The sequence below is a fragment of the Serratia sp. GW822-FHT06E05 genome, assembly GCF_058799445.1.
This window is the reverse complement of record NZ_JBXALM010000001.1, coordinates 840100-853607: the sequence shown is the minus strand read 5'-3', so window position 1 is coordinate 853607 and position 13508 is coordinate 840100. Positions and strand designations below refer to the sequence as shown.

The window sequence follows — 13508 nt, the reverse complement described above, 5'->3', positions numbered from 1 at the left end:
AGACAACGAAAGGGCATTGTGTGGTGTTTGGCACAATGGCCGGGAAGGGATGGCGGCGCGGCCGGTCGGTAGTCTGGCGCCATGACAACGACGACGCTCAACACCGATCTCGATCCCCGCAGACAGGCGATGTTCCTGTACTTTCAGGGGTTACGTATATCCCGCATTGCTGAAATGCTGGGAGAGAAGGCCGCAACAGTACACAGCTGGAAGAAGCGCGACAAGTGGGGGAGCATTGGCCCGCTTGAGCAAATGCAACTTACCACAACAGCGCGCTATTGCCAGCTGGTGATGAAGGAGCACAAAGAAGGGAAAGACTTCAAGGAAATCGACCTGATCGCCCGCCAGGGTGAACGATTGGCTAGGATCGGTAAATTTAACAGTGGCGGCAACGAGGCCGACTTAAATCCGAACGTGGCCAACCGCAACAGCGGCCCGCGTAAGGCGCCAGAGAAGAACGTGTTTAGCGACGAACAGACGGAAAAGCTTACCGAAATTTTCCATGATTCCCTGTTCAAGTATCAACGAAACTGGTTTGAAGCCGGCGCCAAACACCGTATTCGCAATTTGCTTAAGTCCCGCCAAATAGGCGCGACTTTCTACTTTGCACGCGAAGCCCTGATAGACGCCATCACTACAGGCCGAAACCAAATCTTCCTGTCAGCGAGCAAGGCACAGGCGCACGTTTTCAAGCAGTACATCATCGAGTTTGCCCGCGAGGTGGATGTTGAGCTGAAGGGCGACCCGATGACCCTCGGCAACGGTGCGTGCCTCTATTTCCTCGGTACAAATGCCCGCACCGCGCAGAGTTATCACGGCAACCTGTACCTGGATGAGTATTTTTGGATCCCTCGCTTCCAGGAGCTGCGTAAAGTTGCCTCCGGCATGGCGCTGCATAAGAAATGGCGCCAGACGTACTTTTCAACGCCGTCGAGCCTTACCCATAGCGCCTACCCATTCTGGTCTGGCGCCCTGTACAACAAGGGGCGCGCCAAGGCCGATCGGGTTGATATCGATCTCACCCATACAAACCTGGCGCGCGGCGTTCTCTGCCCTGATGGCCAATATCGCCAAATCATTACTGTTGAAGATGCAGTTAACGGCGGATGCAATCTATTTGACCTGGATCAGCTGCGGCTTGAATACGGCCCAGAGGATTATCAGAACCTGCTGATGTGTGAGTTTATCGACGATATGGCGTCGGTGTTCCCACTCACTGAAATGCAGGGGTGCATGGTCGATAGCTGGGAACAGTGGGACGATTTCGAAGCGCTGGCCATCAGGCCTTTCGGGTATCGGCCGGTGTGGATCGGTTATGACCCGGCCAAAGGCTCTGCGTCAGGTGACAGCGCCGGCTGTGTTGTTGTGGCGCCGCCAATGGTGCCGGGCGGGAAATTCCGTATTCTTGAGCGCCACCAGTGGCGCGGCATGGATTTTGCCGCCCAGGCGAAAAGCATCAAGCTTTTGACCGAGTGCTACAACGTCCAATATATCGGCATCGACTCCACAGGCGTTGGCCACGGCGTCTATCAGCTTGTGAAGCAGTTCTTCCCCGCGGTGCGGGAGTTCGTCTATCGCCCGGAGGTGAAAAACGCCCTGGTGCTGAAAGCCAAAGACATCATTACACACCGGCGCCTGGAGTATGACGCCGGACACACCGACATCACCCAATCCTTTATGGCTATCCGCAAGGCGATGACCGCCAGCGGTAGCCGGCCAACGTATGAAGCCAGCCGCAGCGAAGAAGCCAGCCATGCCGATCTGGCGTGGGCAACTATGCATGCGCTGTTCAATGAACCGCTCGAAGGCGTCACGGCGGGCAACAGCAACATTGTGGAGATTTTTTAAATGAGCAAGCGTCATAAAAAACGCGCATTACCGTCAGTTCACGCCCATAAACAAGTTGCCGGAGCGGCAGGGGTCGAAGCATTCACCTTTGGCGATCCCGTCCCGGTGCTCGACCGTCGGGAACTGCTTGATTACGTCGAGTGCGTGCGCATGGATAAATGGTATGAGCCGCCGATCAGTTTCGATGGCTTGGCCAGGACGTTCCGCGCCACGGTGCACCATAGCTCGCCGCTATATGTGAAGCGCAATATCTTGACCAGCACATTTAAGCCACATCGCCTGCTGAGTCAGCAGGCCTTCAGCCGTTTCGTGCAGGATTATCTGGTGTTCGGCAACGCCTACCTGGAGTTGCGGACCAACCGCCTTGGCGGCCCGATGGAACTTAGACCCTCCCTGGCCAAATATACGCGCCGGGGCGTGGATCTGGATACCTACTGGTTTGTGCAGTATGGCCTGGGCGTTGACCCTTACCAATTTGACACCGCTAGCGTCTTTCACCTGCTGGAGCCTGATATCAACCAGGAGATCTACGGCTTGCCAGAATATCTGTCTGCGCTTAACTCGGCATGGCTCAATGAGTCGGCCACTCTGTTCCGTCGCAAGTATTACCAGAACGGCAGTCACGCTGGCTTCATCATGTACATGAGCGACGCGGCCGCCAGCCAGACTGACGTGGATAATATCCGCAACGCTATGAAGGGCGCGCGCGGGCCTGGAAACTTCCGCAACCTGTTCATGTACTCGCCGAACGGCAAGAAGGACGGCATTCAGATCATCCCGCTGAGTGAAGTCGCGGCGAAGGATGAGTTCTGGAATATTAAAAACGTCACTCGTGATGACCAGCTGCACGCGCACCGCGTGCCGCCGCAACTGATGTGCATCGTGCCGGAGAACGCCGGCGGGTTTGGCAACGTCAAGGAGGCGAGCGAGGTGTTTGTTCGCAATGAGTTGATACCGCTGCAGCGGAGGATGCAGGAATTGAATAATTGGATGGGCGAGGAGATTGTTAACTTTGATGCTTATATGTTAAATGTTGAGCGATCCAATTAGTTGATCAACAGCTTAAATAACCTGATGATATAGTCCTGTTTGTTTTTGGCCTATACAATATTCCACAGCGTTCCGCTTGGTTGGTCAAGCATAATATTACTCTAAGCCAAGAATGGTTGATGGTAGTTGCCATGGGAAATGGAGTCCCCATGGCAACTAGGCTATTTTAAACTTTTAATGTTTAAAATTATTTCTGCAGACGTTGTCGCATATATGGCAGCAATAATCATGAATAAAATAAAAAAAACGGATTGAATAAATGTCCAATTTACTTGCCAAAAATACATTTTCACTACTGCATGATAAGCCGATTGCACGGACCCTTTGCTGCTTTCTAATTTTCTACTGATAAACCATCTTATGAATTTTGGATAAGGAGATTTAATTCCATTCATAATAACGTTTAGGTCCATTGCTGTTTCTAACTCCACGCCAAGTTCTTGAGTTATTTCCATGATCTTTTCTTCATCTTTAGCATGTTCATTAAAAATTTCTTTGGCTTGTGAATGCAGGTTTATGATAATACTGTTTTGTATCTCACAACGTAAAGAGTAATATTTTGCAATAAATCCTGAAATTGCTGAAAGAATAAGGGCTATTAAACAGTATTTGAACCCAAGTAGTGTTAAATTGGAAACTATAGTACTAATCTGTGTTATTAGCAGCGCTCCAGTCGCCCCGGACCCCGCTAACAACCATAATGAGTATTTTTCTATTGTACCAGTTGTATTGGTCATACTCTGGAATGTAGCGCTAATAAATTTTTGCTCGGCATTGTTTTTGTTAAGTTCATTCCACTTCAAAAGAGTTTCTGGTGCTTCGTTCGTATCCATTTCCCACCATATAATTTCATTGATAATAATTGATTTTGATAGCATTTTAAGTGCCACCTTGCAATTATATCACATAATATGTTAAAACTTTCAACACCACTTATATTGAAGACGTTCGTAAAAAATAATGAATGAAACTAAAGATTATTTAAATAAATTCTACGAAAAACTTTATTATTTGGAGTTGGAAAATAAAGATAAAATAAACTCAAGAATCCAGATAGTATTTGGTTTGGAGGTGGCTGTTTTAACTATTGTCACTTATATAATAAAAAACACATCTTTTGATGGTTTTACGTCTATTTCTCTAATTGTAATTGCATTGTCATTATTATCTATAATTTTCTTGTTATGGTCACTTCATTTGCTAAAAAATGCGTTTTGGGGAAATGGGTTTAATTACATACCTACACCATTTGATATAAATAAATATCATTCAGACTTGATTGAGCATGAGTTGAATCATAAAGTGTATTGTACTAAATATAACTTGGTTTATAACGGGGAGTTCGATAACGAAAAAGGGATATTGAATTATATTAATGAGAATATCATGAAGTGTGCAAGTGATAACATGAAGGTTAATGAGCTTCGCTCAAGTCGAGTATATCATTCTATAAGATGGCTTTTCATTTCATTGATACCTTTGTCAGTAGCAATATCATTGTTTTTGAGTTTTGATTTGGATGCTGCTTCCCCAAGGAAAAGTGATCCTTCAAAATATATAATCATTACAACTACAGCAATCAGAGTGTGACGATATAATGAATGCATTTAATTTAATAAATAGCTCGAGAAAGCCGGCACCACCGCCACCGCCACCGCCACCGCCACGTCCTCCGACACCACCACCAATTCGTTATGTGATAGACAACGATAATAAAGCTAAAACTATCGAGAAAAAGGAGCAAAGAAATGAGCAGCGAAAATAAAGCACCGCCACCGCCACCGCCACCGCCACCACCACCACCACCGCCACCGAATCGAAATGTTCGTGAGGAAAGAGAACCTATGAAAGATAATATGAGGAAGCAGCTAAATGGCTAATACAAACAAGAGAGAACCATCTGTGCCTACAGAGGCACCACCACCACCACCGCCCCCTACGCCGCCACCGCCACCAACACGAATGCTTTATGATGAAGCCCCTAAAAAAAAGTAATAAGTGATAAACAGGGAGCCCACAGAGTGGGCTTCTATTCTTTCTGGCGCGCAATCGTAGCCCCGCCACGCCTGCCCGCTTTTTGTATGGGTTTTCATGCAGGTGCCCGAATAGCAGAAGGGCGCGCCATTACTGGTGCGCCCGGCTGTTTTAGATCCTTTTTTGATCGTGCGGATTCATGCAGCATAGACATGCACAAGCCCTGGCAGGTGAATCACTCGTTCATGTTGTATTTATAGTAGGTGTTAAGCCCATAATCGCCTTCTTCGAGGAGGCGCCATGTGTACTGGTAATACTGGATATATTCGTTAGCCTGACCCGGTGACCAGTCAAAGCCGACCTTTTGCAACTCCTTCAAAAAATCGACAACCGTAATAGTCCATCTTCCGGTTGGTTTTCTTTTTTTGGCCAGTTGAAAAGCCCAGGCTTCATCGCCACGGCGTGCCATAAGTTAGCCCTCGTCTGCGTTATAAAAAATTCCGTCGTAGTCTTTTTCCGGTAGAACTTCACTGGACAGATCGATGATCATGCCCAAGGCAAGTTTTAAATCAGATGCATGCCGTGGTGCGATAAGGGCAAGCTCTGCAATAAATCGAACGCGCGTCAAAGTTTGTTTTTGTTTTTCAAGTGATTCCATCACTGCCTCCAGATTGTACTGTATATATGTACAGTATTATATTGAGCGTATTACTGAGTCCCGTCAAGACTTCATGCTAATGAATTTATTTCAACTGCATGTAATTTCAGCAAAATCGTAGATATAGCTATTTCCTATGATCATTTCCTACGACGGCCATACAGCCGACCATCTGCCCCAGCGCGAAAGTAGAACGCGCCGATCTTCACTGTTCCGCCAAGCAAAAGACGGTCAATCTCTTCAATGGTCGGCGCCTGTCTGCCGGCTGCACTCAGCTCCTGCGCTATTTTTTCTCGCTGCTTATTGCTTTCTTTTTCCATCTGTTTCAGCAGCAGTTCTCGATCTCCGGCTTGCCCGGTCACTTTTTGGCGCAACCTATTGAAACGCTGCATCAGGGCGCCCGCTCGGACTGGGGGGCGTGCCGTAAATACATCGCCGCTGGTATTGCCGTAGTAGTGATTACCGGCAATTTTCATCGTCATGCCTTTGGCCAACAGCTGGCACTCAGAATCACTGATCTGAATACCGGCAATTTCTTCTACTCGACCCCGGATTTTCTCCATAGCGCCAACTGCACTGACTGGAGTATTAGCGGCCCGTGGTCTGTTTGTTCTTGTTTTTGGTTTTTCGTCCCTGACTCTTGCCAGCACCATCCGCCGTTCCTTGGCCGATAACTCGCCAAAATCGATATCACAGTTGGCATAGTCGGCTTCGCCTATATCCGGCGGGGCCATACTCCCACCAGGATCCCCCGTACAGTTATTGACAGAACTCCGAGAGAGCGCAGGCGCGCCCTGAAGGTCAACCCCCAAAACCGGCGCTTTCTTCGGCACAATTTTCCATTGAATTACGCGGGTGATGATTGGCACGTCCTGGCCAACTGGCGGGGAGAAAACACCACGTACGCGGATCACGTCTTCGCCGTATCCGTTGGTTTCCTCCGCGGCCTCGTAATAGGTACGGACAACCAGATCATCGCGCTTAACAAACGGCCCACCCTGGGCGTTGATATATTCCGCCCAATTACCGACGTCGGCGGCGTCGTGGACAGCTGCAAACTCTACGCTAAGGCCAATCGCGGCCTCATGGTCGGCCATCCGGCGCAACTCGCGGTATACGGTTACCGGAGCGCCGCCAATGAATTGGAACTGACGAATACGCCAGCGGGCGGCCCAGGCCGACACGGCGGCGGCGGTTTCCTTGAGCGGCTTCCCGCTTTCGTCGTCCAGCTCACCATCCAACTGATAGCCGTCGATGTTTTTGCTGATGTACTTCGCAACATAGCCGGTGGCGCTTCCCTGATCAGGAGCGATCTCTTCAGCATGGAATCGCGCCTTACGGGCCTTGGCGGAACGCAATTCACGCGCATCCTCTTGCATGGCGTAATCGCGCATAATTTCGCGCACCTGGTCAATATCTTCAGGTTGCATAAACATCAGCATGTGCCAGTGTGGCGTGCCGTCGTGGTGAGGCTCGGCAACCCTGATCCCGAAAATGCGTAAATCTTCGCGGTGGAGTTTTGCGCGAATCTTTGACCAAACCGACCTCAGATAACCCTGCGTCTCGGCCGGGCTGGCGCCGTTCCATTTCCGATTGCGATGGCCGTGTTTGTTGGTGGCATGAAATTTTGACGGGGCCGTTATGGTGTAGAACTCGCCAACGTAGCCCAGATCGTTACAGATGTTCTCGAATCCACGGATGCGCACCATCAATTCACTGCGGCGGATCGCGGGATTCGCAACGCTGCCATCATATTTATCGATCAGGCTTATACGGTTGCCGGCTTCGTCTTCGAGCTCCATCCCCTTTAAAAACTCGCGGGTGCGTCGTTTCTGCTCGCGCCACTCGGTGATAGCCGTCTTGCTGGCGTATGGGTTGGTTTTTTTACTGACGTTGGCCAGCGCAATATTCAAGTGCTCGCGCCATTCTGCAGAGGTGCGGCGCAGACGGTTGAGCCACCATTGTGGCGACAACATCCGGGATACGGCAGGGCCAGCATCTTCTTCGCTGAAAAAGCGTTTATTCAACTTTTCCCACTGCGGCGGCAGTTGGCGAAAGTCGCGAGTGATGATCCCGGCACGGCGGTATATCAACCACATTGCCTTCAAATCACTGCAGCCGGAACATTGCTCTGCGACTAGCCCCAGCTCTTGCGCGATAAATGCGGCGATATCCTCGGCCAGCGCCTCAACATCACTGCGGGACATATCCGCAAGGTGATTAAACCGCGCCATATACCTGGCGTTGTCTGCCGTCATTTTTGATATCCGGTACTGCTTATTGACCAGTTCCAAGCGTGGTAATGCGCGCTTAACAAAATTCAGCGTCAAGTACGCATGCGCTCGCTGGATCCCCTGAGACTGCTCAAGTTTGAAGAAGTGGGAGTTAACCTGGCGCTTTACCAGGCCCGGTTGGCTGTTCAGGTGTTCAAAGGCAGCGGCGAGATCGGCATTGATGCGATCCCGCTTTTTTTGTTCTTCCGCACTGACGAATGGCGAACCGACACCTTTGCGCGGTGCGTTCCATGAGTATGCCCATTCAAAAGTGGGCTCGCCGCTACCCGGATAGGGCGGCGGCGGAGTGGGGGCTTGGCGGCCTTGACGGCTGTTGTTCATGCCTGCGCCTTGAGAGCGCTTATTATTTGATACATCGCCTCCGGCGGCACGGCATTGCCAGCCATATGCACAACCAACTTGTGCGATGGCGGCTTGATGTAATCGCTAGGGAAAGACATGGCCAGCATGTTTTCGTCTTTTGTCAGGATACGCATGTAGTCACCATCAACCAAAGCCCAGCGGTCCCGGGTCGTGATAGTTCCTATTGGTCGTTGCAGAGAGCGGCCTGATTTTGTGTTGCCGTAGTAGGAAATCAGGAACCGGTCACCAAATTGAGCGCGTCCATTTGCAACCCTGTTGAGTGTTGCTGCTGCACGACCTGGCTTGTTGACCAGTGACCAGCGGCCAGAATCGAAATCAATGAATGATTCGGCAGAGACATGAGGCAGTTTGGGCAACTTCAGCACCAGCGGATTCTTGCTGCGGGTGCAGACGATGAACATGCGCTTCCGGTTCTGAGGTACGCCAAGGTCAGCGCAGTCAACGATGTGAGATGCCAGTGAATAGCCCAGTCCCTGCATTGCATGCGCCCAGGCAGGGAACAGCAACCACTGCAGGAATTCCGGTACGTTCTCAACGATGATTTGCTCAGGCTTGAGCACTTCAGCCGCCGCCGTAACCGCCCAAGCCGTTGAACGGCTGGCATCGTGTTGCGGGTTACCGTTGGCTTTCCCGCGTGCCTTGCTATGGCCCTGACAGCACGGTGAGGCTAATAACAGATCGAGATTTGGAACCAAATCCCGTACTTCTCCCCAATCAGCTTGGTGTAAGTCTTGGCATGCGTGAACAGTGTTAGGGTGGTTCATCGTGTGTGCGCTAACAGCGGCTTGCCAGTGATTGGCCGCCCAAACGATGTCCACACCCGCTTTACGCGCGCCCGTTGATGAGCCGCCGAGTCCTGCGAACAAGTCAATTCCTTTCATCGGCTTTACTCCCGGTGATGTGGCTATAAACGAGAATTGCCAGCCCGTAGACGAACCCGCCGAGAACCAGCGCGGCGGTGATAGGCCAAATGACTGGCAGGATTAGGACGCCGGCGGCCGTGGTGACGCGGTAGATGTGTCCGCTTTTAATGCCGAGACAAAGCAGGCAGAAAGTGATACAGGCGCCGGCAAGCCAGCAGAGAAAACCGATCAGCATGTGGCGGCCCCCATCGTTGCGATGATTTCACCGACACGCCCGCGCCCATCACTTTTGCAGCTCACAGAACGCGGGGCGGTGATGTGGTGGATCTCAAACTCGCCATAACACTGCAGCGCTTCGGCGACATCGCTGTTTGATGCCACAACGTGACAACCGCGCGCGGCGGCGGCACGCAGCGAGTACATCAGGTTGTACTGATGCAGTTCGGCAAAGCCTTCAGTGTGGTAATCGGTAAAGCCGGTTGTCTTCGTCTTAGGCATGTATGGCGGATCGCAGTAAATGACATCGCCGGGCGCCGCCATTTCAATGCTTTCGGTGAAGTCACAGCACAGGAAAACGGCGTTTTTCGCTTTCTCGGCGAAGGCGCGGATCTCTTTCTCTGGGAAATAAGGAGCGTCCACCTTGCCGAATGGAATATTGAATTCCCCGCGGCGGTTGTAACGGCACATGCCGTTGTAGCCGTGGCGATTCAGATAGAGGAACTTCGCCGCGCGCATGATATTGCTGACTTCGATGCGGAGATTGAAACTGGCACGGACTGCTAAATAGCCCTCTTGGCCTTTGTGATTGGCAAACATTAATTGGCCAAGTCCGATCAATTCTTCCGGGTACTCTTTGGCCACGTTGTGAAAGTTGATCAGGTCGCCATTGATATCGGCCAGCAGATAGGAATCGAAGTCGGTGTTCAGGAAAACGGTAGCAGAGCCCACAAAGGGCTCCACCAGGCGGTGGCCTGGTGCGGTTGGCAGATGTTGGCGCAGGGTGTCCATAATGCGGCGCTTTCCGCCCACCCATTTCAACGCGGAATTCAGCATAGCTACCCCCGATAGTGGCGTGATTTTGCTTCGTGAAGTTCCTGGCAACAGGCGCAGCGTGCTGCGCCTGGAACGGCAAGGCGGCGCGCCTCTGGGATCTGCGCGTCGCACTCTTCACAGAGAAAGGCAGAAGGGGCGGCCGGCTTCCGGCGCGCCTGTTCGATTTGAGCGGCCAGGATCAACTGCTGGCGTTCCTGCTCGATGTCCATTGCGTCGGCCATTAGTGCAGCTCCATCGCCTGGTTTTGGATGAATTCTGCTTCGTGGCGCAGCAGCTCCACGGCATCGCGTAGGCTCAAATCCTTGGCGATGATGGAGTTGGCCAGATTTTCCAGCTTGGTGGACATCACCGCGGCCTGGTTCTTACGTTCATCCATGCGGGCGCGCTTCAGCATTTCTTCCAACTGGTAGGCGGTTTGGTGCACAACGGAAACGGAAACATCGTCGCCAGCGGCTGGATCGATACCAATGGTGATTGGCAGTTTTTGCATATTTCTCATGGTGGTTTTCCTTTCTTCAGGTAATAAAAAGCCCGGCGGGTTTACGCCAATTAATTTCTGGTCAGGTTAAAAAGTTATTTCTATCGGCATGCTTAAATGCTTCGGGAATAAACTCACGACTGCGCGGAATTTATTCATTGCATCGACCAATGCTTTTTTCTCCTCACTCGTCAGTTCATTGAAACTCAGCCCGTGGCGCTCTTTCTTGATGCCAGCCAAAAAGAAAATGGCGCTTAGAGCCCGGATGTTGCCTTTGTTTCGTGGATCGCTTTCGTCGCGCACGTCTGCCAAAAAGCGGTTTATTTCAGCGGTGCTGTCGCACTTGAAAACATCCCGGCGCAATTCGGCGATGTGCTGTAAACCGTCGGCCCGCTGGCCCGGTGTCAGCGGCACAGTACGCGTAGTTTCAGTAAAAGCCATTTTGCCGCCTTACTGCCGATTGACTCCCGCGGGGCGGTGGTCAGTTGAGCCAGCAGTTCTTTCTGGTCTTGCGCCGGGCACCAACGCCGGCCATTCTGCAGTTGGATCCAACCGTGGCCAAAGTGGCGAGATTGGCTTTGCTGCTTGAGCAGGGGAGCAATTGAAATTGGCATCATGTTCACCTCAGCTCATGCCCAGTGAGGCGCCAACGGCGGTGATGGCATCAACGGTGGAGGCCATTGTCGGGTTGGCATGGATGCGGGACTGAATCGCGAGGCCAGCCAGCGTCATGTAACGAATGCCAGCATTAACGCTTTCGCGTATCGCACCGCGGCGCGCGGCGGTCATGGCGCCATCTGCAACTGCTTCGGCAGCGACCTTGCCGATTTCTGAGGTGGCATTCAGCACATACGCCGCGACTTTGCCGCTGGATAGCTCATTAATCGGTACGCACGGCTGGCAGTGCAGCTGCGCCAGCATCCCATCGATCAGCGTCGGGTCTTCGGTGAGGTCGGTCAGCGTCAGCAATTCCTCAACCGTCATGCGGTGCGGCTGGTCTGGATTCAACTTGTTGCGCAGCACTTGAGCGGACATGCCAGCATCAGCGCTCAGCTGCTTGATGTTGTGCTTTGTCGCGAATCGGCGGCAGGCTTCTTCGTAGTGCGCCTGTTTAGAGACTTGATAATCAAACATGGTTTAGCCCTTAAAAATTCGAATAATCGAATTAACCGCGGATGTAGCGGCATTTGATCGCAACCTGGCGGTTTTTCTCGCGCCACGCTTCTAGGTTGATCAGGGCGTTACCGTGCTTGATCATCGTGACCTCTTCGATCTCGCCGGTCTTCCGGTTCTTTCGGTTCTGCTTCACGGTGGTGGTAGGGGTTGGCGCCAGTAGCACAACGCCGTTGGCGATCCATTTCTCCAGCACGGATGCGCTGATACCGTTAACGGCAATGAAGTCCTCTTTGGAGATGGTCGGGGAGGTGTGCATAGCAACTGCGCGCTGCACTGCTTCCAGAATGGCGCCGCTCAGACCAGGCAGAAGCATGTTTGCAATCTGCGTAGGCGAAAAAGGCGCGGCGGGTGCGGCTTGGGGGTTTGCAATATCATGAGACATAAAGCAATATCTCCGGTTAGTGGTTTGTGTTCTACGGTGTTACATGTGGTGTGTATTCACTATAGATCGCAATTGTATTCAATGTAAATGCATTTGCGTAGGTTATTTTGCATATGACTGATAAATTTGAAGATTCAGCCGCTATTATTGAGCGCCTTACTTCGTCCTATGGGGTCACATCACAACGAGCGCTGGCCAGCAGCCTTGATGTGCCGCCAAATAACGTGAGTTCGTGGGTTCAACGCAACAGCGTTCCCGGAAGCGCTGTTATTAAGTGTGCGCTCGATACTGGTGCTGATTTGCGTTGGTTGATGACTGGAAAATTTGAAAATTCGAATTTTGAAGTTGGCAAATCAAAAATGTCTGGGCGAGCCCTTTATGAGCAAATACAAGCCTCAGGTGGCAAGCCTGTTTTGCGGCGCATGCTGGATGCATATGGGTTCCGCACGCAGAAGGAACTTGGAGATTTACTAGACATATCAACGGCAACGATCAGCACATGGGTTAGGCGTGAGTATTTCCCAGGCGATGCGGTTGTTGCGTGTACGTTAGATACTGGTGTTTCGCTTTTGTGGCTGGCTACCGGGCAAGGCTCTCCAGGTAATCCAGATGCGGCCTCTCACGAACCGACTTTTACAACCATTCCGCGAATGTCTATTTCTTCCGGTGCGCTGATAGATGCCGGCTCTTGGATATGTGATCCATCATTCATACCTGCGGGCGCTAAATCTATCCGATTGGTAGAGCGGGGCAATGACTCATGGCTGATAGACTTTGATAAAAAGCTTATCGGTAATGGGTCTTGGCTTTTGAATATTGATGGAGTACATGACATTTATTCAGTGACACGTATTCCCGGAAACAAAATCAAAGTCTCAACTTTAACCACAAACTTCGAGTGTTCAGTTGATGATGTGGAATGTGTCGGTGAGATTAGAAAAACCATAATTAACAGCTGAGGCCTTAACGTGATAAGAGCATTAACCGTAGTTTCTTTACTGTTAACCACATTGCCCACCTTGGCCAGCGAGGGGAAAGTTCCTGCGTCCATAGACAAGGCAATGCGCGGCCTTAACATTAAGGAATACCGCTATGAATACCCTAATCTAAAAGTCATTTTTAATTTTGATAAGGTAACGGAACCACTTGCCCGTAGCACTATGTGGAGTGTATGCGCTACGCGTTGGAATGATGGAGAGAAGTGGCCATCTGATGCGATTCAGAAGGTGGATGTTATGAACCAGTGGGAGGTGCAAAGCTATACATTCAAAATGAATGGAAATGATTGTGACAAATATGGCGATCTGAATGATGGTGAAAATGATAAATTTTTGACCGAACACATGAGCCAGTACCCATAGGCTATAAT

Annotated in this window: 18 protein-coding genes; 5 read left to right on the top strand and 13 right to left on the bottom strand. The window is 51.0% G+C overall.

Translation table 11 applies throughout. The features are described from left to right. Positions 1-81: 81 nt before the first annotated feature. Positions 82-1848 carry a terminase ATPase subunit family protein gene (locus tag AC1RKC_RS03975; RefSeq protein WP_089187108.1) on the top strand — a complete coding sequence of 589 codons (1767 nt, stop codon included), beginning with the start codon at positions 82-84 and terminating at the stop codon, positions 1846-1848. Next, complete coding sequence (locus AC1RKC_RS03970; protein ID WP_493092079.1) at positions 1849-2898, top strand: phage portal protein; 1050 nt, start codon at positions 1849-1851, stop codon at positions 2896-2898. A gap of 161 nt (positions 2899-3059) precedes the next feature. Here the strand turns inward: AC1RKC_RS03970 and AC1RKC_RS03965 are convergent, their stop codons facing one another. Then, positions 3060-3731: a hypothetical protein gene (locus AC1RKC_RS03965; protein ID WP_493092080.1), complete on the bottom strand. Its 672-nt coding sequence runs from the start codon at positions 3729-3731 to the stop codon at positions 3060-3062. A gap of 127 nt (positions 3732-3858) precedes the next feature. On the opposite strand from AC1RKC_RS03965, the gene AC1RKC_RS03960 reads away from it, so the two are divergent. Continuing rightward, a complete protein-coding gene (locus AC1RKC_RS03960; RefSeq protein ID WP_493092082.1) occupies positions 3859-4488 on the top strand; it encodes a hypothetical protein in 630 nt (209 codons plus the stop codon). 619 nt (positions 4489-5107) lie between these two features. Here the strand turns inward: AC1RKC_RS03960 and AC1RKC_RS03955 are convergent. The 12 genes from AC1RKC_RS03955 to AC1RKC_RS03900 all read right to left on the bottom strand — a co-directional run bounded on the left by AC1RKC_RS03955 (position 5108) and on the right by AC1RKC_RS03900 (position 12139). Then, positions 5108-5341 carry a DNA polymerase V gene (locus tag AC1RKC_RS03955; protein WP_493092084.1) on the bottom strand — a complete coding sequence of 78 codons (234 nt, stop codon included), beginning with the start codon at positions 5339-5341 and terminating at the stop codon, positions 5108-5110. A 3-nt stretch (positions 5342-5344) separates the two neighbouring features. Next, positions 5345-5530, bottom strand: a complete 186-nt coding sequence (locus tag AC1RKC_RS03950) for a hypothetical protein (protein WP_046373869.1) — start codon at positions 5528-5530, stop codon at positions 5345-5347. Between the two features lie 140 nt (positions 5531-5670). Further along, positions 5671-8145: a replication endonuclease gene (locus AC1RKC_RS03945; protein WP_493092085.1), complete on the bottom strand. Its 2475-nt coding sequence runs from the start codon at positions 8143-8145 to the stop codon at positions 5671-5673. After that, complete coding sequence (locus AC1RKC_RS03940) at positions 8142-9068, bottom strand: DNA cytosine methyltransferase (protein WP_197640640.1); 927 nt, start codon at positions 9066-9068, stop codon at positions 8142-8144. Before AC1RKC_RS03940 ends, AC1RKC_RS03945 begins: the two co-directional genes overlap by 4 nt. Next, entirely contained in the window at positions 9055-9285 is a 231-nt protein-coding gene (locus tag AC1RKC_RS03935; RefSeq protein WP_493092087.1) for a hypothetical protein, read from the bottom strand. Before AC1RKC_RS03935 ends, AC1RKC_RS03940 begins: the two co-directional genes overlap by 14 nt. After that, positions 9279-10103 carry a DNA adenine methylase gene (locus AC1RKC_RS03930; protein ID WP_493092088.1) on the bottom strand — a complete coding sequence of 275 codons (825 nt, stop codon included), beginning with the start codon at positions 10101-10103 and terminating at the stop codon, positions 9279-9281. The genes AC1RKC_RS03935 and AC1RKC_RS03930 overlap by 7 nt, the downstream gene beginning before the upstream one ends. Positions 10104-10105: 2 nt before the next feature. Further along, a complete protein-coding gene (locus tag AC1RKC_RS03925) occupies positions 10106-10324 on the bottom strand; it encodes a TraR/DksA C4-type zinc finger protein (protein ID WP_493092090.1) in 219 nt (72 codons plus the stop codon). Further along, positions 10324-10602, bottom strand: a complete 279-nt coding sequence (locus tag AC1RKC_RS03920; protein ID WP_089187117.1) for a DUF2732 family protein — start codon at positions 10600-10602, stop codon at positions 10324-10326. The genes AC1RKC_RS03925 and AC1RKC_RS03920 overlap by 1 nt, the downstream gene beginning before the upstream one ends. 66 nt (positions 10603-10668) lie before the next feature. Beyond that, complete coding sequence (locus AC1RKC_RS03915; RefSeq protein ID WP_493092091.1) at positions 10669-11022, bottom strand: DUF5347 family protein; 354 nt, start codon at positions 11020-11022, stop codon at positions 10669-10671. Next, positions 10986-11195 carry a phage filamentation protein Fil family protein gene (locus tag AC1RKC_RS03910; protein ID WP_072269748.1) on the bottom strand — a complete coding sequence of 70 codons (210 nt, stop codon included), beginning with the start codon at positions 11193-11195 and terminating at the stop codon, positions 10986-10988. The genes AC1RKC_RS03915 and AC1RKC_RS03910 overlap by 37 nt, the downstream gene beginning before the upstream one ends. Before the next feature lie 10 nt (positions 11196-11205). After that, the gene (locus AC1RKC_RS03905; protein WP_493092093.1) at positions 11206-11715 is read right to left on the bottom strand and encodes a phage regulatory CII family protein; all 510 of its coding nucleotides are present in this window, start codon (positions 11713-11715) and stop codon (positions 11206-11208) included. Positions 11716-11746: 31 nt separating this feature from the next. After that, the gene (locus AC1RKC_RS03900) at positions 11747-12139 is read right to left on the bottom strand and encodes a hypothetical protein (RefSeq protein ID WP_493092095.1); all 393 of its coding nucleotides are present in this window, start codon (positions 12137-12139) and stop codon (positions 11747-11749) included. Positions 12140-12252: 113 nt separating this feature from the next. On the opposite strand from AC1RKC_RS03900, the gene AC1RKC_RS03895 reads away from it, so the two are divergent. Both AC1RKC_RS03895 and AC1RKC_RS03890 read left to right on the top strand, forming a co-directional pair. Then, positions 12253-13098: a phage repressor protein CI gene (locus tag AC1RKC_RS03895; protein WP_071889309.1), complete on the top strand. Its 846-nt coding sequence runs from the start codon at positions 12253-12255 to the stop codon at positions 13096-13098. Positions 13099-13107: 9 nt separating this feature from the next. Further along, positions 13108-13500, top strand: a complete 393-nt coding sequence (locus tag AC1RKC_RS03890; RefSeq protein ID WP_145957293.1) for a hypothetical protein — start codon at positions 13108-13110, stop codon at positions 13498-13500. The last annotated feature ends 8 nt before the right edge of the window (positions 13501-13508 follow it).

Excerpts from the sequence above, each read along its gene's own strand:
- AC1RKC_RS03900 (WP_493092095.1), bottom strand. The coding sequence starts at position 12,139 with ATGTCTCATGATATTGCAAACCCCCAAGCCGCACCCGCCGCGCCTTTT.
- AC1RKC_RS03965 (WP_493092080.1), bottom strand. The coding sequence starts at position 3,731 with ATGGATACGAACGAAGCACCAGAAACTCTTTTGAAGTGGAATGAACTT.
- AC1RKC_RS03955 (WP_493092084.1), bottom strand. The coding sequence starts at position 5,341 with ATGGCACGCCGTGGCGATGAAGCCTGGGCTTTTCAACTGGCCAAAAAA.
- AC1RKC_RS03970 (WP_493092079.1), top strand. The coding sequence starts at position 1,849 with ATGAGCAAGCGTCATAAAAAACGCGCATTACCGTCAGTTCACGCCCAT.
- AC1RKC_RS03935 (WP_493092087.1), bottom strand. The coding sequence starts at position 9,285 with ATGCTGATCGGTTTTCTCTGCTGGCTTGCCGGCGCCTGTATCACTTTC.
- AC1RKC_RS03950 (WP_046373869.1), bottom strand. The coding sequence starts at position 5,530 with ATGGAATCACTTGAAAAACAAAAACAAACTTTGACGCGCGTTCGATTT.
- AC1RKC_RS03915 (WP_493092091.1), bottom strand. The coding sequence starts at position 11,022 with ATGGCTTTTACTGAAACTACGCGTACTGTGCCGCTGACACCGGGCCAG.
- AC1RKC_RS03945 (WP_493092085.1), bottom strand. The coding sequence starts at position 8,145 with ATGAACAACAGCCGTCAAGGCCGCCAAGCCCCCACTCCGCCGCCGCCC.
- AC1RKC_RS03895 (WP_071889309.1), top strand. The coding sequence starts at position 12,253 with ATGACTGATAAATTTGAAGATTCAGCCGCTATTATTGAGCGCCTTACT.
- AC1RKC_RS03930 (WP_493092088.1), bottom strand. The coding sequence starts at position 10,103 with ATGCTGAATTCCGCGTTGAAATGGGTGGGCGGAAAGCGCCGCATTATG.
- AC1RKC_RS03905 (WP_493092093.1), bottom strand. The coding sequence starts at position 11,715 with ATGTTTGATTATCAAGTCTCTAAACAGGCGCACTACGAAGAAGCCTGC.
- AC1RKC_RS03910 (WP_072269748.1), bottom strand. The coding sequence starts at position 11,195 with ATGCCAATTTCAATTGCTCCCCTGCTCAAGCAGCAAAGCCAATCTCGC.
- AC1RKC_RS03940 (WP_197640640.1), bottom strand. The coding sequence starts at position 9,068 with ATGAAAGGAATTGACTTGTTCGCAGGACTCGGCGGCTCATCAACGGGC.
- AC1RKC_RS03920 (WP_089187117.1), bottom strand. The coding sequence starts at position 10,602 with ATGAGAAATATGCAAAAACTGCCAATCACCATTGGTATCGATCCAGCC.
- AC1RKC_RS03925 (WP_493092090.1), bottom strand. The coding sequence starts at position 10,324 with ATGGCCGACGCAATGGACATCGAGCAGGAACGCCAGCAGTTGATCCTG.
- AC1RKC_RS03975 (WP_089187108.1), top strand. The coding sequence starts at position 82 with ATGACAACGACGACGCTCAACACCGATCTCGATCCCCGCAGACAGGCG.
- AC1RKC_RS03960 (WP_493092082.1), top strand. The coding sequence starts at position 3,859 with ATGAATGAAACTAAAGATTATTTAAATAAATTCTACGAAAAACTTTAT.